The 18985-nt window shown below is 71.7% G+C and carries 13 protein-coding genes; 7 read left to right on the top strand and 6 right to left on the bottom strand.

All coding sequences use genetic code 11. The features are described from left to right. Nucleotides 1-126: 126 nt before the first annotated feature. Together ACFYZF_RS27055 and ACFYZF_RS27050 are read left to right on the top strand one after the other, a co-directional pair. A complete protein-coding gene (locus ACFYZF_RS27055; protein WP_387025418.1) occupies nt 127-672 on the top strand; it encodes a SigE family RNA polymerase sigma factor in 546 nt (181 codons plus the stop codon). Next, nucleotides 669-1850, top strand: coding sequence for a hypothetical protein (locus ACFYZF_RS27050; protein WP_387025416.1), 1182 nt, complete (start codon nt 669-671; stop codon nt 1848-1850). The genes ACFYZF_RS27055 and ACFYZF_RS27050 overlap by 4 nt, the downstream gene beginning before the upstream one ends. 105 nt (nt 1851-1955) lie before the next feature. Here ACFYZF_RS27050 and ACFYZF_RS27045 read toward each other — a convergent pair whose 3' ends face one another. From ACFYZF_RS27045 to ACFYZF_RS27035, 3 genes are all read right to left on the bottom strand, one after another. Continuing rightward, the gene (locus ACFYZF_RS27045) at nt 1956-2858 is read right to left on the bottom strand and encodes a sulfurtransferase (protein ID WP_387025414.1); all 903 of its coding nucleotides are present in this window, start codon (nt 2856-2858) and stop codon (nt 1956-1958) included. Nucleotides 2859-3017: 159 nt separating this feature from the next. Beyond that, a complete protein-coding gene (locus ACFYZF_RS27040) occupies nt 3018-3464 on the bottom strand; it encodes a hypothetical protein (RefSeq protein ID WP_387025412.1) in 447 nt (148 codons plus the stop codon). Between the two features lies 1 nt (nt 3465). Next, entirely contained in the window at nt 3466-4233 is a 768-nt protein-coding gene (locus tag ACFYZF_RS27035) for an SGNH/GDSL hydrolase family protein (protein ID WP_387025410.1), read from the bottom strand. Between the two features lie 714 nt (nt 4234-4947). Between ACFYZF_RS27035 and ACFYZF_RS27030 the strand changes: the two genes are divergently transcribed. The 5 genes from ACFYZF_RS27030 (at nt 4948) to ACFYZF_RS27010 (ending at nt 10460) form a co-directional block, all read left to right on the top strand. Further along, nucleotides 4948-5700 (top strand): phytanoyl-CoA dioxygenase family protein, encoded by a 753-nt coding sequence (locus ACFYZF_RS27030; protein ID WP_387025408.1) that lies wholly within the window; start codon nt 4948-4950, stop codon nt 5698-5700. Beyond that, a complete protein-coding gene (locus ACFYZF_RS27025) occupies nt 5697-7643 on the top strand; it encodes a S9 family peptidase (protein ID WP_387025406.1) in 1947 nt (648 codons plus the stop codon). The genes ACFYZF_RS27030 and ACFYZF_RS27025 overlap by 4 nt, the downstream gene beginning before the upstream one ends. Nucleotides 7644-7709: 66 nt before the next feature. Continuing rightward, nucleotides 7710-8771, top strand: coding sequence for an LD-carboxypeptidase (locus ACFYZF_RS27020; RefSeq protein ID WP_387025404.1), 1062 nt, complete (start codon nt 7710-7712; stop codon nt 8769-8771). After that, nucleotides 8761-9036 carry a phosphopantetheine-binding protein gene (locus ACFYZF_RS27015; protein ID WP_387025403.1) on the top strand — a complete coding sequence of 92 codons (276 nt, stop codon included), beginning with the start codon at nt 8761-8763 and terminating at the stop codon, nt 9034-9036. The genes ACFYZF_RS27020 and ACFYZF_RS27015 overlap by 11 nt, the downstream gene beginning before the upstream one ends. An 89-nt stretch (nt 9037-9125) precedes the next feature. Continuing rightward, nucleotides 9126-10460: a nucleotide sugar dehydrogenase gene (locus tag ACFYZF_RS27010; RefSeq protein ID WP_387025401.1), complete on the top strand. Its 1335-nt coding sequence runs from the start codon at nt 9126-9128 to the stop codon at nt 10458-10460. Nucleotides 10461-10538: 78 nt separating this feature from the next. Here ACFYZF_RS27010 and alaS read toward each other — a convergent pair whose 3' ends face one another. The 3 genes from alaS to ACFYZF_RS26995 form a co-directional block, all read right to left on the bottom strand. Beyond that, nucleotides 10539-13130 (bottom strand): alanine--tRNA ligase, encoded by a 2592-nt coding sequence (gene alaS / locus ACFYZF_RS27005; protein ID WP_387025399.1) that lies wholly within the window; start codon nt 13128-13130, stop codon nt 10539-10541. Between the two features lie 21 nt (nt 13131-13151). After that, on the bottom strand, nt 13152-18704 hold the full coding sequence (locus ACFYZF_RS27000; protein ID WP_387025397.1) for an SDR family NAD(P)-dependent oxidoreductase: 5553 nt from the start codon (nt 18702-18704) through the stop codon (nt 13152-13154). After that, the coding region (locus ACFYZF_RS26995; protein ID WP_387025395.1) for a phosphopantetheine-binding protein at nt 18701-18985 on the bottom strand (285 nt) is incomplete at its 5' end. The genes ACFYZF_RS26995 and ACFYZF_RS27000, both read right to left, overlap by 4 nt.

Raw genomic sequence — 18985 nt, 5'->3', positions numbered from 1 at the left:
TGGGGCAGCCGCGCAGTGCGGTCGGATCGCCGTGGCGGTGCCCGCCGGGGTCGGCCAACCTTTTCCGGGTCCCCGTGCGTCTGCCTGGTGACGCGGTATGCGCGACGCCGGCCGGAGGGAGGGCGAATGGCAGCGCCGACGATCGACGACGGGCGGGACGGTTACGTCACCTTCGTCGAGTGCCACCAGCACCGGCTGCTGCGCGCGGCCTACCTGGTCTGCGGCAACCGGCACCAGGCCGAGGACCTGCTCCAGGAGGCGCTGCTGAAGCTGGCCCTGCGCTGGCCCGCCGTGCGGCATGGCGACCCGGCCGCCTACGTGCGGGCGATCCTCTACCGCGACACCGTCTCCTGGTGGCGCCGTCGCCGCCGGGAGTGGCTGAGCGCGTACCCGCCGGAGCGGCCAACGGCCGAGGGCGACGGGGCGCTGCGGCTCGCGCTGCGCGACGCGCTCGGCCACCTGCCGCCCCGGCAGCGCGCCGTGCTGGTGCTGCGCTACTTCGAGGACCTCACCGAGGCGGCCACCGCCGAGGCGCTCGGCGTCACGGTCGGGACCGTGAAGAGCCAGTGCCACGCGGCGCTGCGCCGGCTCCGCGAGGTAGCGCCGGAGCTTGGTCAGGACGAGGGACGGCCCGGCAAGGGCCTGGTCACCGGGATGGAGGTGAACCCGTGAGGGAAGAGGAAGTGCACCGGCTGCTCACCGTCGCCGCCGAGGACGTCCGCCCGGCGCACCCTGCGGCAGCCGGCTGGGAGCGGGCCCGCCGGGTGCGTCGCGCCCGCCGTGCCGCCGGTGCCGCCGCGCTCGCGGTTGCCCTGCTCACCGGGGGTACGGCGCTGGCCCTGCGCCCCGCTGACCCGCCGCCACCGGCAACCACCGCGACACCGGACCGGAGCCCGGTCCCGCACCCCGGGCCCGTGCAGACGATCCCGGCCGACCTGGCCTATCCCGGGCGCCCCCTGGGCCGCCTCGGCGACCCGGTCGGCGCGACGCTCTCGGCCCGACCGGTCCGCAGGGCGTTGGCGCTCTACCAGCCGATCGACCCGGAGACCGCCGTCGAGGGGCGGATCCGGGTGCTCGGCGACGACGGCCTCGTCCGGGACCTCGACGTGGTCACTCCCGCCCCGACCCGCGACGCCGGGGGCAACGAGGCGGCGGCGCTGAAGAGCGGGAGCCTCTCCCCGGACGGGCGGACCGCCGCCTTCGCCCAGACCGACGAGGTGATCGTGGTCGACCTGACCACCGCCGCCGTGCGCCGCCACCCGCTCAGGGGTTACCTGGAGCACGTCCTCTGGTCCGGCAACCGGCTGCTCGTCGGCGACGGCGACACCACGTACGACATGGACCCGCACACCGGCACCAGCCGGAAGATCCCGGTGTCGCCGTGGGACGTCGTCGCGCCCGACCCGACGGCCCCCCCGAACGCCCTGCTCGAACTGGGCGGCACGCCGCCGAGCCTGACGCGGGTCCGCTGGAGCGGCGACGAGACGCACCGGGGCAGCGGCCCGGTCGACTTCCGCGCGCTGCCCCGCGGCCACCGGGTCGACGAGTTCTACGGGCGGGGCTGGCAGCGCGGCGAGCGGATGGCCCGGGCCGGTTGGATCACCACCGACACCATGGGCGGGCTGGAGGGCGTCGCGCTGCTGAATGCCGAAACCGGCGTGGTGACCCACCTGCTCGACCTGGGTCGGGACCGGTGGAAGGGCTGCTGCGAGGTGCTCGGCTGGGACCGGGACGGGGCGGTGTTGCTGCGCCACGACCCGGGCGGGCTGCTGCGCTGGCAGCCCGAGACCGGCGAGGTGACCGGCGTGGTCCAGGACCTGCACGGCGAGGTCTCCCTCGCCGCCGGCTGAGCGCGCCGGGCTGCCCCCCGCGCCGCCGCGTCGGTCGGTCCCCGTACGACCGACCGTACTCTGGCCGCCACAAGAGATGCCCTACGGCACCTATCAGGATCTTGCTCAGGTCGCCAGACCGCCGGGCTGGTCGCCCCGCACGACGGGGGCCCGGACCAAGTTGCCCCACTCGGTCCACGAGCCGTCGTAGTTGCGCACCTGCGGGTAGCCGAGCAGGTGACGCAGCACGAACCAGGTGTGGCTGGACCGTTCCCCGATCCGGCAGTACGCCACCACGTCGTCGGCCGGGCTCAGCCCGAGCTGGTCGGCGTAGATGGCGCGCAGTTCGTCGGCGGACCTGAACGTGCCGTCGTCGTTCGCGGCGGATTTCCACGGCTTGTTCACCGCACCCGGGATGTGCCCGCCGCGCAGCGCGCCCTCCTGCGGATAGTCCGGCATGTGCAGCATCTCGCCGGTGTACTCGCCGGGCGAGCGCACGTCGACCAGCGGCCGGCCGGCGGCCACGTGCGCCATCACCTGTTCCCGGTACGCCCGGATCGGCGCGTCGTCGCGCTGCGGCACCGGGTACTCGGCGCGGGGCCGGGTCACCCTGTCCCGGGTCAGCTCGCGCCCCTCGGCGGCCCACTTCTGCCGGCCGCCGTCGAGCAGACGCACGTCGGCGTGCCCGAAGAGCGAGAAGACCCAGAGCGCGTACGCGGCCCACCAGTTGAAGTTGTCGCCGTAGAAGACGACGGTGTCGTCGCGGCCGATGCCCTTGGCGGCACACAGCTCGGCGAAGCTCTTCGCGTCCAGATAGTCCCGGGTCACCTGGTCGTTCAGCTCGGTGTGCCAGTCGACCTTCACGGCGCCCGGGATGTGCCCGGTGTCGTAGAGCAGCACGTCCTCGTCGGACTCGACCACCACCAGCCCCTCGTCGCCCAGGTGCTCGGCCAGCCACTCGGTGGTGACCAGCCGCTGCGGGTCGGCGTACGACTGGAGGCGCGGATCGGGATCGCTCGGCACAGGCATGAGTCCCAAGGTACGCGGGTTCCCCGACGAGGTGCCCCGCATCGGAAGCCTGCCCCAGTACGCCGTCTCATGATCGTCTGTCGTTGAGCGGCAGCGGGCCCGGCGTGTCATGCCGGTGACCAGCAAACGATCATGGCGGGCCACGCGGGCCGAGGACGGTCAGGCCCGGCGGTACACCAGTCGGCCAGCCACCACCGTGGCGAGGCAGGTTCCGTCGTCGGCGAAGACGGCCAGGTCGGCCCGTCCGCCGACGACCAGTGCGGGCGGCCGTACCCGATCGAGGACCGCGACGTCGCCACGGACCGCCGCCGCCCGCAGGCCCGGGTCGGTGAGATGCGCGGCCGGGACCGCCGCCGCCCCGGAGCGGAACAGCGCGTGCACCCGCTCGCGCGGGGTGGGGGCGGCCGGCAGCGGCCCGTCGTGCACGAGCGCCGGCCCGAGGGCCCCGGCCCACCGCCGCACCCGCACCCCGGGGTACGCCGCGAGCAGTTCGTCCAGCGGCGCGACCGCCTCGATCCGGCTCCCGGCCACCAGCACGGCCCCGCCGGGCCCCGGCGGATCGTCGAGGGTGTGCCGCAGGAGCCGCGCGGCGTGCAGGATGGGCACGTCAGTCGGCGAACGGGCCGAGTCGGGGCCGCTTCGCGGTGACCGTGTCCCCGGACGACCGGCCGGTCAGCCGGCGCTTGATCCACGGGGCCAGGTGTCGGCCCGCCCAACGGAGGTCGGCGGCGCGGGCGGCCAGCCAGGGCGTCGGCGCGGGGTGCGGCGGGACCATGAGCCACTCCTCGTCGCAGCCGACCCCGAGCGCGGTCAACACCTGCGCGGCGACCCGCCGGTGCCCGGCCGCCGACAGGTGCAGCCGGTCGGTGCTCCACAGCATCGGGTTGAGGAAGGTGTCGTCGGCGTACAGGTCGACCAGGATCGCGCCGTGCCGCTCGGCGGTCGCCCCGACCGCCTGGTTGAGCAGTTGGACCCGGGGGGCGACCAGGCGCTGGCCGGGCAGCCGGGCCATCACGTCGGCGAACCGGAACAGCACCACGTCCGCGCCGCCCGAGCGAAGTCGGCCGACGACGTCGTCGAAGCGGGTCGCCAGGGCGTCCGGGTCGAAGGTGCGGCGCAGCACGTCGTTGCCGCCGGCCGCGAAGCTGATCAGGTCGGACCTCATCGCCAGCGCGGCCGGCACCTGTTCGGCCACGACGTTGGGGAAGAGCCGGCCCCGGATCGCCAGGTTCGCGTACCGGAAGTCGGGGCCGGCTTCGGCCGCCAGCCGGGTGGCCACCAGATCCGCCCAGCCGCGGTAGGTGCCGTCCGGATACGCGTCGTCCATGCCCTCGGTGAAGCTGTCCCCCACCGCCACGAAACTGCGCCAGCGCACGCCGCCTCCCGTGTCCTCGGATCGTTCCGTGGCGATCAGTTTGGCACTGCGGCGGTTGCCCCGGGCACCGGCCCGAGGGGGACGTGTCACAGGTCCCAGGGAGCGCCCGGGAGCCGTTGCGGGCGGACCAGTGGCCGGCCGCCTGGCGGCAGGGCGATCCCCGGCGTTATCCGCGCACGTTGCTCGATGAGTGCGTTCTGTTTTCCGATTTTTCGCCGTCATGGCCGTTGACTTCCGTCGGAGTCGCTGCCCGGTGACAGTCCTGGCTGGAATCCGGCCGTGGTCCGCCTGCCGAGAGCCTTGTGGGTAAAGGGCGTGGATGCTTCCCCACAGATCGGTCCACAATCTGTATCGGCACAATAACGCGATCGCAGAGCGCACTGTTTGCGATTCGTTCTGCAACCGTCGTCCGGGCTTGACCTGCCCCCGGTCGGAGCCGCATCGGGTCGCCTGGCCGGGGTTCCGCAAACTCGTCACATGTGCTTTGATGGCTCCACGCTGTATCGATGAATCTTCGATTCAACAGGATTTCCGACCTCACCGCTACCGGCTTTGACCGTTGGTTGCGTAACGTAGCCTCCATTTATGCGTTGCGTAACCCCAAATCGACTAGGGGTTTACCACATGGCGGCAAATGGCAAGACGTCTGCCGGTGGAGGCTTTGAAGTCGAGTACCACATCAATGACCGGAATAATGGATACCCCGTTCGTTCCGTGCGGGTCGAGGCCACTGAGGACGAACTGGCCGGGTTCCAGAAGGACGGGTATCTGCTACGCCGAGGGCTGGTCCCGAAGGAGTGGATCGCGGAGTTCGGGGCGGCCCTGGACCGGATCGCGGCCGAGGAGATCAGCCACCCGACTGCGGAGCGGTTGCCGAACAACGGGCTGTACATCCGCGCCCTGCTGGACAAGGACGAGGTCTTCCACCGGCTGATCCGCTACCAGCCGACCCTCTCCGTGGCGCGTTACCTGCTCGGTCCCCAGGTCGCCTTCGGCGTGGAGGCCCGGATGGCCTTCGAGGGCGTGGCCAACGCCGGGGTCAACTGGCACATCCACCTGCGGGTGGTCCCCGATCCGATGCCGCCGTACTTCGTGTACCCCCACCAGGTGCACGGTCTCATCTACCTCGACCGGGTCGGCGCCGACGAGGGCGCGCTCTGTGTGCTGCCCGGAAGCCACCAGCAGACGACCCTGAAGCTGCCCAACGACTCCTCGGACCAGCCCGGTCAGCAGAAGCTCTACTTCGAGCCGGGCGACTGCATCCTGATGCACGGCAACCTGTGGCACCGTACCGAGCCGACCGCCGAGACCTGTGGACGACGCCGGCTGATCCTGTTCGGCTACTCGCCGTCCTGGCTCAAGAGCGAGATCACCCGTGGTGTGCCGGTGTCCTCGGCGCTCACCGACGGGCTCCGGGCGAGCGGCGACCCGGAGATCGTGGAGCTTCTCGACGGGTTCCACTGGTGAGGTCGGTCGCCACCACGGCACCGTACGGATCCTGGAAGTCCCCTGTCAGCGAGGACCTGCTGGCCGAGGACCGGGTGGTGCCGAGCTGTCCGCTGGTCGTCGGACCAGCCGTTCTCTGGGTCGAGCTGCGGCCGGCCGAAGGTGGCCGCTACGTGCTGGTCCAGCAGGTCGGGGACGGGCCGCCCACGGACGTGACCACCTCGGGGTTCAGCGTCCGCAGCCTCGTCTACGAGTACGGCGGGCTCGCCTACGCCGGGTCCTCGCGGCACATCTTCTTCGTCAACGGCGACGACCAGCGGATCTACCGGATGGACCGGGACGACGGGTCCACCCAGCCGATAACCCCCGCGGTTGCCGACCGCCGGGTGCGCTTCGGTGATCTCACCCTCAGCCCGGACGGAAGCCGAGTGGTGTGCATCCGGGAACGGCACACCGACGAGGGCGTGCGACACGACATCGTCGCGGTGCCCACCTCGGGCGCAGCCGACCCGGTGCCGCTCTGCGGCGGGCACGACTTCGTGACGGGGCCCCGGTTCTCGCCCGACGGGTCCCGGCTGACCTGGCTCACCTGGGACCACCCGAACATGCCGTGGGACGGCACCGAGCTGTGGGAAGGCACTCTCGGCCCGTCAGGTGACCTGGTCGGGACGCGCCTCGTGGCCGGCAGCCGGACGGAGTCGGTCGTCCATCCCGGCTATGCCCCGGACGGCACGCTGTACTACGTGTCCGACCGGTCCGGCTTCTGGAACGTCTACCGAGACGACGGCGTGCGGGGGTACCGGGTCGGCGGTCTGGACGCGGAGTTCGCGGAACCGTCGTGGCACTTCGGGGAGCGTCCCTACGGCTTTCTCGCCGACGGCACCCTGGTCGCGGTGTGGACCAGGGACAACAGTGGTCAGTTGGGCCTGTCGGAACCGGGCGGGGAGCGGTTCGTTCCGATAGATACGGGCTTCACCTCCTTCACCGATCTGTGTGTCGCCGGGACTCGCGCGGTCGCGGTATGCGGTTCGGCGGACCAGGTGAGTGCGGTCGTGGAACTCGATCTCACCGGCGGCAGGAAACACCGTGTGTTGCGGAGCAGCCGCCGTACGCTGGTCGGACCGGAGTACCTGTCGACGCCGCGCTATCTCGAGTACGAGTCGGCGGACGGCGCCACCGCTCGGATGCTGTACTACCCGCCGCGCAACGGCGATTTCACCGCACCGGCCGGGGAACTGCCCCCGCTGATCGTCCTCTGTCACGGCGGACCGACGTTCTCGGCGAGCCCGGCACTGAACTACGCCGTACAGTTCTGGACCAGCCGCGGCTTCGCCCTGGCGGACGTCGACTACCGGGGCAGCTCCGGCCACGGGCGCCGGTACCGGGAGGCGCTGCGCGGCCGCTGGGGCGTCGTCGATGTCGCCGACTGCGAGCACGCGGCCCGCCGGCTGGTGAGCCTGGGGTTGGCCGACCCGGACCGGCTGATCGTCAAGGGAGCGAGTTCGGGTGGCTTCACGGCGCTCTGCGCGGCCACCTTCGGTGACCTCTTCGCGGTCGGGGTGTCCTACTACGGGGTGGCGGACGCCACCTCGATAGCCGCGGGTACCCACAAGTTCGAGTCGTCGTACCTGGAGTTCCTCATCGGCAGCCTGCCCCGGGACATCGACCGGTTCCGGGAACGCTCCCCGCTGTTCAACCTGGACCGGCTCAGGGTGCCGCTGTTGCTCTTTCAGGGCGCCGAGGACCGGGTGGTGCCGCCGGACCAGACGGCCCGGCTGGCCGAGGCGCTGCGGCACCGGGGCGTCCCGCACCAGTACGTCGAGTTTCCCGGCGAGCAGCACGGGTTCCGGCTGGCCGAGACGATCCGTACGGTCGCCCGCACCGAACTCGCCTTCTACGGCGCGGTCCTCGGGTTCGCGCCGGCCGGGTCGCCCGGGTCCGGGGCGATGGAGGAGGTCCGGTGAGGGGTACCGGGTGCTCGGCACGCCGGCTGTGACCACCGACCGGTTTCATCTGTAGGAGACGAATCGATGACGGAGCGGACACTGGACATCCTGCGACCGGCCCCGCTGGCCCCCGGCTCGCTGGTGCGGATCATCAGTCCCGCGTTGCCCTCCATGGCCTTCGCCACCGTTCGGGCCGAGCGGGCCAGGGCCGCCCTGGAGGGGTTGGGCCTGCGGGTCGACTTCTCCCCGAACTGCTTCGAGATCTCGGACGACGGCTGGTCGGCCGGCACCCCGCAGATGCGCGCGGACGACCTGCACGGCGCCTTCGCCGACCCGGAGGTCGCCGCCGTGCTCTGTGCCGCCGGGGGTTCCACCTCGGCTGAGCTGTTGCCCCACCTCTCCCCGTCGGTGTTCGCCGACAACCCCAAGCCGCTGATCGGGCGCTCGGACAACATCGTGCTCAACGCCTTCCTGGAGACCCGGGCCCGGGTCTCCTCCTTCGTCGGCGTGACCTACGTCTTCCAGTTCGGGGAGCTGGCCGTCCCCGGGGAGACCCTCACCTCGTTCCGGCAGGTCCTGATGGCCGACGATCCGGTCACGTACCAGGTGTCGGCCTCCCGGACGATGGGCGGCCGGAACTGGCGGTCGCTGGCCCAGGACGAGACTCCGCTGGAACGCCCCCGATCCGGCCACCACGCCTGGCTCCGTCCGGGGGTGGGCAGTGGTCCCCTGCTCGGCGCGGAGTTGAGCGTCCTTCCGAGGCTGGTCGAGGCGGAACTGCTGGACCCCACCGGTTGTGTGCTGTGGTGGGACCCCCTCAAGCCGGAGCTGTCGTACGTCCACGAGCACCTCGAACGGCTGGCGAAGCTGATTGATTTCCGCACGTTGAACGGGATGCTGATCGGGGACAACCCATGGGTCGACTTCGAGGAGTGGTTAGCCCTGATCGCGGGGTTCGTCGACCGGCACCTCGGCGGTACGGACTTCCCGATCTTCGTCGGCGGAGACTGCGGGCACTACGACCCGGCGTGGGTACTCCCCTACGGCGACCGGCTGGTCCTCGACTCGGAGCGGGGCGTCATCTACCGGGACGGGGAACAGGCCGGGCACAGCGACCACATCCGTGGGGGGAAAGATGTCCGCTGACGACAGCAACCTGGCGGCCGTGACCGATGTCTTCGAAGAGGTGCTCGGGAAGAAGGTCGGCCCGCATGACAACTTCTTCAAGCTGGGCGGGCACTCGTTGCTCGTGGTCCAGGCGATCGCACTGCTGCGCCACACCCACAGCCTCAGGGTGCCCGCACGGCAGTTCCTCGACCAGGGCACACCCGCCGCCATCGCCGGAGCCTGCACCGTGCTCGAGCGCCCCCAGACGGAGCACCACCGGGACGAGATGACCGCCGGCCGCTAGACACATCCGCCGGAGCGGGGAACCGGGGCGACAGCAGAACCGCCCGTGGGCGCCGGAGGCGCGCAGGGTGCGTATGAGGGCGAGAAGATATGAACGTTGTCACGGAACCGACGAATTCGACCAGTTACGGCGACGAGGGGGCCTTTCACCAGCGGGCCCTGGACCGCGACCTGACCATCGCGGTGGTTGGCCTCGGCTACACCGGTCTACCGCTCGCGCATGCCTTCGCCGCCACCGGCTTCACGGTGCACGGCGTGGACATCGACGACGTCAAGGTGCAGCAGCTCCGTCGGGGCAGGTCGTACCTGCCGGACATCAGCGACGAGCAGATCCGCGCCGTCGCCGACCGCCTCCACCTCGCCCTCGACGCCCGGGATGTGGGCTCGGCGGACGTGGTGATGGTGTCCGTCCCCACCCCGGTCACCACCGACGAGCAGCCCGACCTGACCTTCGTGGACAGCGCCTTCGCCTCACTGGCGCCGATGATCGGACCGGGCACGGTGGTCGTGCTCCAGTCGACGGTGCCACCGGGAACCACCCGGCGCTGGGCGCAGCGGTTGTCCGCCGAGACCGGGCTCACCCTGGGCCGGGACCTCTTCGTGGCGTGCGCGCCCGAGCGGGTCAACCCGGCCAACCGGGACGGCTGGACGATCACCAACACCCCCCGGGTGGTCGGTGGCGTCAGCGCGGCCTGTACCCGTCGGGCCGCGACCGTGCTGACGTCGATCTCCATGCAGGTCACCGAGTTGTCCGACGCGACGGTCGCGGAGATGAGCAAGCTCCTGGAGAACAGCGCCCGGCTGGTCAACATCAGCTTCTCGAACGAGATCTCCGACCTCTGCCACAAACTCGGTGTCCCGGTGGACGAGGTGATCCGTGCCGCCGCCACCAAGCCCTTCGGGTACCTGCCGCACTGGCCGGGGCCCGGGATCGGGGGCGAGTGCATCCCGGTCGACCCGCTCTTCCTCATCACCGAGGCGGGGCGGCAGTCCGTGCCGATGCCGATCATCGAGGCCGCGCACCGCCAGGCCAGTGCCCGTCCGCTCAAGGTCGCCGTCCGCGTGACGGAGATGCTGGCGCGGGTGGGTACCCCGATCGAGACCAGCAGGGTGCTGGTACTCGGTGTGGCGTACAAGCCGAATGTGCCCGACCTGCGTAACGCGCCGGCCCTGAACATCATCGGCCGGCTGCTCGCCAGCGGATCCACAGTGGACTACTGCGACCCGTGGGTTGCCGAGCTCGACATCGACGGCACCGTCCTGAGCTCGCTCGACGTACGGAAGCTTCCATTCGACGAGTACGACTGCGTGGTGCTGGTGACGCCGCACGAGGCACTGGACGGCGCCATCGACTGGCAGCAGTGTCGACTCGTGCTCGACACGGTGCACCGGGTGCCGGCGGCGCCCAACGTCGAGCGGCTGTGACCGTACGGCCCGGCCCGGCTCCTGACCAGGACGGCACGGGGCGGGCCGTCGAGCGGCCCGCCCCGTGCACCTGGCCGGTCAGGCCGAGGCGAGTGCCTCACGCAGCGCCTTGAGCGCCTCGTCGATACGGCTCGGGTCGCGTCCCCCGGCGACGGCGATGCGGCGGTCCCGCCCGCCGCCGCCCCCACCGACCAGCTTTGCCGCCGCCCGGACGAAGGAGGGGGCGTCGCCGACCCGGTCATCGACCGCGACCGCGAGCGCGACCGAACTGCCGTCCGCCGATCCGATGAGGCCCACCGCCGAGATGCCCGGCTCGTTCAGCACGGCCAGCGCGAGGCCCTTGAGCTGCCCCTGGTCGCGGCCGTCACAGCGGGCGACGACCAGCCCGTCGTCCGCCTCCCGGGCCAGGTCCCTGGCCAGGTACCGGTCGATCTGCGTGGTCAGCTGACGGCGTTCCCGCTCCCCGGCCTTCTGCGCCTCCTGCAACCGCCCGATCGCTGCGGGCAGTTGGTCGGGCGTGGTGCGGACCGCGCCGGCCGCCGCCTTCAGCAACTGGCGCTGGCGACGGTTCTCCTCGAACGCCCGGGCACCGGTGAACGCCTCGATGCGGCGCAGGTTGGCGCCGACGGAGGACTCCGACGTCACCACCAGTTCACTGATCTCACCCAGGGCGGACACGTGGGTGCCGCCGCAGAGCTCCATCGAGTGCTCCCCGGCGCGGATCACCCGCACCACCTCGCCGTACTTCTCGCCGAAGAACGAGATCGCCCCGGCAGCCTTCGCCTCCGCCTGGGAGGAGTGCTTGATCTCGACCCCGCCATTGCTGCGGATCTGCTCCGCCACCAGGTTCTCCGCCTCGCTGAGCTGCTCGTCGGTGAGGGGCGAGTGGTGGTTGAAGTCGAACCGGAGGTAGTCGGGTGCGACCAGTGAGCCCTGCTGGCGGGCCTGCGTGCCGAGCACCTTGCGCAGGGCCCAGTGCAGCAGGTGGGTACCCGTGTGGCTGCGCCGCAGGGAGGCACGCCGATCGGCGTCGACCGCCAGGGCGACGGTCTCGCCGACACCGAAGGTGCCCTGCTCCACCTCCACGTGGTGGCGGATGACGTTCGGCAGCGGCGCGTCGGTGTCGAGCACCCGGCCGTGCCCATGGGGACCGGTGATCGTGCCGGTGTCGCCGATCTGGCCGCCGCCCTCCGGGTAGAAGGGGGACGCGGCGACGTACACCTCCACCCGACCCGGCTCGGGGTGGGGGAAGACCCCGGTCACCTTCGCGTCGGTGGTGAGCGTCTCGTACCCGAGGAAGTCGGTCACGCCGTACTCGTCCCGGACCACCTTGGCGTTGGCCGCGCCGTTGTCGACCGCACCGGCCTTCGCATCGGCGCGGGCGTGGGTGCGCTGCTGCGTCATCGCGGCCTCGAACCCGGCGTCGTCGACGCCCAGTCCCCGCTCCCGGGCGATCTCGCGGGTCAGGTCGATCGGGAAACCGTAGGTGTCGTGCAGCTTGAAGGCGACCTCGCCGGGGATGGTCGTCGACCCCGCGGGAACCGCACTGTCCAGCATCCCGAGCCCCAGCGAGAGGGTCTCCCGGAACCGGTGTTCCTCCCGCTCCAGGGTGCTCTGCACCTGGTCGATCACCTCGGTCAGATCGGGGTACCCCGAGTGCATGACCTGGGCGACGCGGCCGGCCATCTCCGCCAGCACCCCCCGACGGGCGCCAACCCGCTGGGCGTGCAGGGCGGCCCGCCGGATGATCCGGCGCAGCACGTACCCGCGCTCCTCGTTGGAGGGCACGACGCCGTCGGCGATCAGGAACGAGATGGCGCGGGAGTGGTCCGCCACGATGCGGAGGCTGACGTCACGCTCCGCGTCCGACCCGTACGTCGCGCCACAGAGCTGCTCGGCGTCGCCGATCAGGCGCCGCAGCACGTCGGTCTCGAAAACCGAGTTCGTGCCCTGGATGATCGGCAGGATCCGCTCCATGCCGGCCCCGGTGTCGATGTTCCGCTGGGGCAGGGGTTCGAGTTCGCCGCTCTCCGGCCGGTTGAACTCCATGAAGACGAGGTTCCAGATCTCGACGTAGCGTTCCTCGCCGCCGTGCGCCGGCCCGCCCTCGTGACCCCACTCCGGGCCCTTGTCGAAGAAGATCTCGGAGGACGGCCCGCACGGGCCCGTACTGCCCATCTCCCAGAAGTTGTCCTCGCCCAGCCGGTGGATCCGGTCGGCGGGCAGGCCCACGACGTCCCGCCAGAGCTGCGCCGCCTCGTCGTCGCTGTGGTGCACCGTGGCCCACAGCCGGTCGGCGGGCATGCCCAGCACCTCGGTCAGGAAGTGCCAGGCGTGGGAGATCGCGCCTTCCTTGAAGTAGTCCCCGAAGCTGAAGTTGCCGAGCATCTCGAAGAAGGTCAGGTGGCGGGTGGTCCGGCCGATGGCCTCGATGTCGTCGTGCTTACCGCGCACCCGGACGCACTTTTGCGAGGACGTGGCCAGCCGGTACGGCGCAGCCTCCTCGCCGAAGAAGTATGGAAGGAACTGCACCATTCCGGCGTTCGTGAACAGCGGCGCGGCCGGGTGAGCCGGGATCAGGCCCGCGGATGCCACCCGGGTGTGGCCGCGTTCGACGAAGTACTGGAGGAACGCTGATCGTAGTTGATCCGCGGTCATCGGACCGGACACGGAACTACTCCTTTATCTCTTCTACTGGTCGAGCAGTGCCCCCACGGGGCTGCGGAAGATCTCTGCGTCAGTCGCGAACCGGCCGAGGAGCTTCCGGAAGGAAGCGGCACACCCTTCGGCCCAGGAAGCGGAGTAGCGGCTGGTCCGGTACCACAGTTCGCCGGTCAGTCCAGCCTCTCCCTCCGCAAGAACGATCTCCCAGTCACGCATCACCTTGTGATGATACGGCGTGTCGAGCTGCATCGGCTGGTAACGTACTGTGCCCGCCTCGGGCCGCCAGTAGTTCTGGTAGAGAAGATAGCACTGGAACGTATCGTTCAATCCCAGCCCGATGAAGGGTGGAACGGCCGTGACCAGGTCCTCCAGGGGATAGTTGCCGTGGTCGTGGAAGCCGACCAGGCTGTGGTGCACCCGGCTCACCAGATCCCCGACCTTGCCCCCGGGATCGATCTGCACCCGCAGTGGTAGCGGGTTGACGAACACGCCGACGATCTCCTCGGCCTCGGCGCTGGGGCGGCCCGCCGCAGTGGTGCCGAGCACCAGGTCGTCGTCCCCGGTCAGCCGGTGCACCAGGACCGCGTACGCGGTCATCATGAGACCGAAGGGGGTGGTGCCCAGTGCGGCGGACCGGTCCCGCAGCGCAGCCGACGTCGCCTCGCCGAGGGCGAAGGTGAGCAGCTCGCCCCGGTCGTCGGCCGCCCCGTCACCGGCGTCGCCCGTCCCGTCACCCACGTCGCCCGGCACCCGGGTCGGCGCCGGCGCCCCGGCGAAGTGCTCCCGCCAGTACGACCGGGCGGCCAGCAGCGCCGGGCTGTGCAGGTAGTCCCACTGCGCGGCGGCGTAGTCCACATACTGAAGGGGCGCTTTCCCGGGCTCCGAGTCCAACTCCTCCGCCACGTCCCGCAGGAAGATGCTCGACGACCAGCCGTCGAAGAGGACATGGTGGGCATGGATCAGCATCGCGTGGCGTCGTCCCTCGGCGAGGCGGGCGATGGTGACCTCGAACGGTGGGGTCCGACCGAAGTCGAACCAGCTGTCCCCGGCGGTCTGGACGAGCCGGCTGATCTCGGCCCGCTGCTCGGCCTCGGTAAAGGCCGACAGGTCCACGAGCTTCACGGGCTGGCCCTGGGTCACCGACTGGCGCCAGGTGTCGCCCCGGCGGTGGAAAACGGTACGTAGCCCGCCGTGGCGGTCGATCGTCCGTTCCACCGCCCGGACGAGCTGCTCGGCCGGGTACCCGCACTCGACCTCGACGGCCAGGTCGAGACCGCCGTACCCCTCGGGCAGCAGCTCCAGCCAGCGTCGCTGGGTACTCGACGTGGGGTGATCGGCAGCCGGGGGCGTGGGCGTGATCAGGAAGCCGGACGCCCGGTCCGGGGCGGACACGACGCGGCTGACGAGCGCCTCCAGCCCGGTCACGCTCAGCGAGCGGAGCGCGTCGGCGAGCGCGATCCGGACCCCGGTCCGGTCCCGGAGCCGGGTGACGATCTGCAGGATGGCCAGCGACTCCAGCCCGTCCAGTCGCAGGTCGCGGTCGTGGTCGGGCGGTACCGCGCCGAGCAGTTCGGTCAGGACCGCCCGAACCAGGCCACCCGGGTCGGCCGTGGTGACGGCGCCGTCCGGCACAGCCGCCTGAGGGCCCATGCCGACCTGGTCGGCGACCTCGACCAATCGGGCGTCCAGGTCACCGGTGGACACCCAGACGACGGGACCGCCTACGGACAGCAACCGCCGGAACACCTCGTGACCGTCCCGGGCGGTCAGCGCGTACCGGGCCGGGCCAACCGGGTCCGGCACGGCGTCGTCGCCGTCGGTCCACGCGTCCCATCCGACGCTGACCCAGCGGTCGTCACCGGCCGCGTACCGCCGCGCGGCGAACTCGTCCAGCGCGTCGTTCGCCGCGACGTACGGACCGAACCGCACCCCGCCGAGGACCACGGAGAGGCTGGAGCAGAGCAGTACGAAGTCCGCGTCGTCCGGGGCGAGGGCGTCGTGGATCGCCCGCGCGCCGTCCATCTTGGCGGCTGCGACGACCTCGACCAGTTCCGGTGCGGCGTCCGCCGCCAGCGGGAACGCTGCCCGGTCGGTGAAGCCGGCGGCGTGCACCACGCCGTCGATCCGTCCGAACCGGGACCGCAGGTCGGCGAAACAGGCGACGACCGCAGCGGTGTCCGTCACGTCGACCGACCGGTACTCCAGGCGCGAACCCGCCTCCCGCAGCCTCGCCGCCAGGGCGGTCACCTCGTCGGGGACCGCGCTCCCGGCCCGGCGGCCCAGCACCACGACCGTGGCCGGCACCTCCCGGGCCAGGGCCAGCGCCATGGCGCGACCCACCGGCCCCAGCCCGCCGGTGATCACGTAACAGCCGGATTCCCGCAGCGGGCGCGCCCGCCAGTGCGGCCAGGACCGGCGGAAGCCGAGCCGTCGTGCGCCCGTGGTGTCCACGGTGAGCACTGTGCCGTCGGTGCCGTCGGCCACGGCGTCGATCAGGTGACCGGCCGCCAGGTCGAGCTCGTGCCCCTGCACAGAGACACTGAGCGTCACAGCGGTCCAGGCGCACCCGACGTTCTCCTGCGGCAGCACCCGCGCCACGGCATGGGCGAGGTTCCTCGCGGAGAGGCCGGAACCGTTCCCGTCGTCGCCGGTCACCAGCCACACCCGGGTACCGGTCGCCTGCCGGCCGAGCAGGTCGGCCAAGGCCGCCGCCCGGCGGAGCAGGTCGTGCGGGTCGTTCCCGAACCACCACAGCACGTCCCGTGGGCCCTCACTCGGCGGGGCGGACGTGACGTGGTCGAGCGGCACCAGCGTGTGCCCACGGGACACGGCGGCCCGCAGGAACGCGTCGTGCTCCGCGCCCGGCGCGCCGTGCCAGGCGATGGTCACCGGCACCGCAGGCACCGCAGGCCGACTCAGCAGGGTCCGCTCCGGCTCGTACAACCAGGCACCCGGGTCCGGCAGCCGGCCCGCCGGGGCACTGCGCTCCCGGCGGGCCGGCTGCCCCACCGGCCACCGTCGACCGTGGTCGAAACAGGTCGGCGGGAGCGCCGTCGCGTACCGGGACGGGTGGGCCAGCCGGGCGAGGTCCACCGCGACGCCGTGCGACCACAGCTCCCCGGCGGCGACGAGGACTGCCCGGCGGTCGCCGCCCGGATCGTCGGCGCCCCGGCCCGAGGCGACGACGGCGCGGACCCGCCCCGCCAGCTCGTGCGAGATCATGCGACCGAGACCGGTGCCGGGACCCACCACGAGCACGACGACGTCGTCGAGTTCGGCGACCCGGGAGAGTTGGTCGGTGAAGCGGACCGGCGAACAGAGCTGGGTGGCCCAGTAGTCGGGCGTGGCGATCCGGTCGCCGATCCAGTCGCCGGTCACGTTGCTCACGATCCGGACGGTGGGCGGGGCCAGCGCGAACGAGGAGAGGTAGCTACGCAGCAACCGGGCCGGCTCCCGCATCGCGGGGCCGTGCGGCGACCGGCGGATGTTCAGCGGCCGGAAGAACACCTCCGACCGGGTCAGCTCGGCCTTGAGTGCGGCCACCTGGGGTACCGGTCCGGTCACCGCGGTCAGCTCGTGGCCGTTGACCGCCGCCACTGTCAGGTCCCCGGTGAGACGTTCCTCGACGTCCCGTGCCGGCAGCGCGACGCTGATCGTCTCGCCCAGCGGCGCCTCCTCCATCCGTCGGCTGCGCTCGACCACGAAGGCCAGGCCGTCGGCGAGGCTCAGCACGCCGGCATACACGGCCGCCACGATCTCGCCGAGGCTGTGACCGATCACGGCGTCGGCGGACACCCCCCACGAACGCCACAACTCGACCGTCGCCCACTCCACGGCGAACTGCGCCGGCTGGAACCGCGACATGTCCTCGTACCACCGGGCCAACTCGGCGCGGTCGTGCTGCCCGTACAGGTCGGCGCGGATGTCGAAGCCGGCCAGGTTCCGGATCACCTCGGCGCACTCGTCGAGTGCCGCGCGGAAGACCGGTTCGGTGTGGTAGAGCTCCGCCATGCCGTCCACGACGGGCTCGCCCTGGCCGGGAAAGGCGAACACGACCGTGGGGGTGGCGGCGGCGACCACCGGCCCGGGTGTCGCGGTGAGTGCCCCGGCCGCCTGCTCGGGTGAACCAGCCACCACCCAGGACCGGTGTTCCCGGGCCCGCCGGTCCAGGCTGAGTGCCCGTCCCACCTGCCCCAGGTCGATTCCGGGCCGCGCGGCCAGCCAGCCGGCCAGCCCGGTTGCCTGGTGTGCGACGACCGCGGACACATGGCCGCTCAGCGGCAGGAGCACGTCGCCTGCGGGCACCGACGGGGCCGGCTGCCGACTTGGAGCCTCCTCCAGTACGACGTGCACGTTCGTTCCGCCCACGCCGAAGCTGCTCACCCCGGCCCGGCGGGGGGTACCCTCCGTCTCCCACCCGACCGGCGCGGACGGCACCTCGAAGCCGGCACCGTCGAGGTCGAGAGCCGGATCGGCCCGCTCGAAGCCGGCCATCGGGGGGATGGTGCGGTGCTTGAGGGCCAGCACGGCGCGGACCAGGCCCGCCACGCCCGCCGCCCGGTCCAGGTGCCCGCAGTTCGCCTTGAGCGAGCCGAGGCGGCACGGTCCGGGCCGGTCCGGATCGAGGTTGAAGGCGCGGCGCAGCCCTTCAATCTCCACCTCGTCGCCGAGCTGGGTGCCCGTCCCGTGCGTCTCCACGTAGCCGATGGATCCGGCATCCACCCCGGCGACCGCGTGGGCGGTGGCGATCGCCTCGGCCTGGCCGGTGGGGGACGGGGCCATGAAGCCGACCTTGGTGGAGCCGTCGTTGTTGGTCCCCGAACCCAGGATCACGGCGTGCACCCGGTCGCCGTCGTGTTCGGCGTCGGTGAGTCGCTTGAGGACGACCAGTGCGGCGCCGCCACCCGGTACGGTGCCGTCCGCGTCCGCGTCGAACGGGCGGCACCGCCCCGACGGGGAGGCGATCATGCCCTCCTCGGTCGGATAGCCGGACTCCTGGTCGCCCGGGAAGGACACCCCGCCGGCGAGGACGACGTCCGCCTGCCCGGACAGCAGGGCCTGCACCCCCAGGTGCACGGCCACCAGCGACGACGAGCAGCCGGTCTGGACCGTCATACTCTCGCCGCGCAGGCCCAGCCGGTAGGAGAGCCGGGTGGCGGCGAAGTCCGCCGAGGTGGCCAACACCCACTCGTAGGTGCCCGACACGGAGTCGGCCGGGGCGGTGGTGGCGGTGGGTGCGCAGGCGGCGTACACCGCCACCGCCCCGGAGGCCCTGGTCGGATCCATCGACGCGTCGTCAAAGGCGTGCTGGGCGACCTCCAGCAGCATCCGCTGCTGCGGATCGGTCATCTGCGCCTCGTGCGTGGGGACGCCGAAGAAGGTGGCGTCGAACCGGTCGGCACCGTCGACCACGCCCCGGTACGGCACGAGTCCGTCCCGGCCGGACACCCGCCGGACGCCGGACCCGCCGCACACGCTGAGCTCCCACAGCGCCTCCACGTCGTCCGCGCCCGGGAAGCGGCCCGCCATCCCGACGATGGCGATCCGGTCGTCGTCTGCGACTGCCTGTCGGGCGCTCATGGCTTCCGTCTCCGCTCTCGCCGTTTGGCGCGTTGTTCCGCGACCGCGCTCAGGCGGTCGTCGTCCGGTTGATCGCCGCTCAGCCGCCGACTGAGCGATGCGATGGTCGGGTGCGTCATCAGGTCGAGGACCCGCACGTCCGCGTCGAACTCCGCCCGGATCCGGGCGGCCAGGACAGAGAGGCTCCGGGAGTCGCCGCCGAGGTCGAAGAAGTTGTCGTGGATGTCGATGTGGTCGAGTTCGAGGGTGTCGCGCCAGAGGTCGGTGAGGCGGCGTTGGAG

The sequence above is a fragment of the Micromonospora sp. NPDC001898 genome (assembly GCF_042891255.1).
GTDB lineage: Bacteria > Actinomycetota > Actinomycetes > Mycobacteriales > Micromonosporaceae > Micromonospora.
The sequence above is the reverse complement of the archived record's forward strand: the minus strand, read 5'-3'. Positions and strand labels throughout refer to the sequence as shown.

Bases quoted from the DNA above. Each gene is read 5' to 3' on its own strand.
- ACFYZF_RS27020 (WP_387025404.1), top strand. From the start codon at position 7,710: ATGACGGAGCGGACACTGGACATCCTGCGACCGGCCCCGCTGGCCCCC.
- ACFYZF_RS27015 (WP_387025403.1), top strand. From the start codon at position 8,761: ATGTCCGCTGACGACAGCAACCTGGCGGCCGTGACCGATGTCTTCGAA.
- ACFYZF_RS27055 (WP_387025418.1), top strand. From the start codon at position 127: ATGGCAGCGCCGACGATCGACGACGGGCGGGACGGTTACGTCACCTTC.
- ACFYZF_RS27045 (WP_387025414.1), bottom strand. From the start codon at position 2,858: ATGCCTGTGCCGAGCGATCCCGATCCGCGCCTCCAGTCGTACGCCGAC.
- ACFYZF_RS27010 (WP_387025401.1), top strand. From the start codon at position 9,126: ATGAACGTTGTCACGGAACCGACGAATTCGACCAGTTACGGCGACGAG.
- ACFYZF_RS27000 (WP_387025397.1), bottom strand. From the start codon at position 18,704: ATGAGCGCCCGACAGGCAGTCGCAGACGACGACCGGATCGCCATCGTC.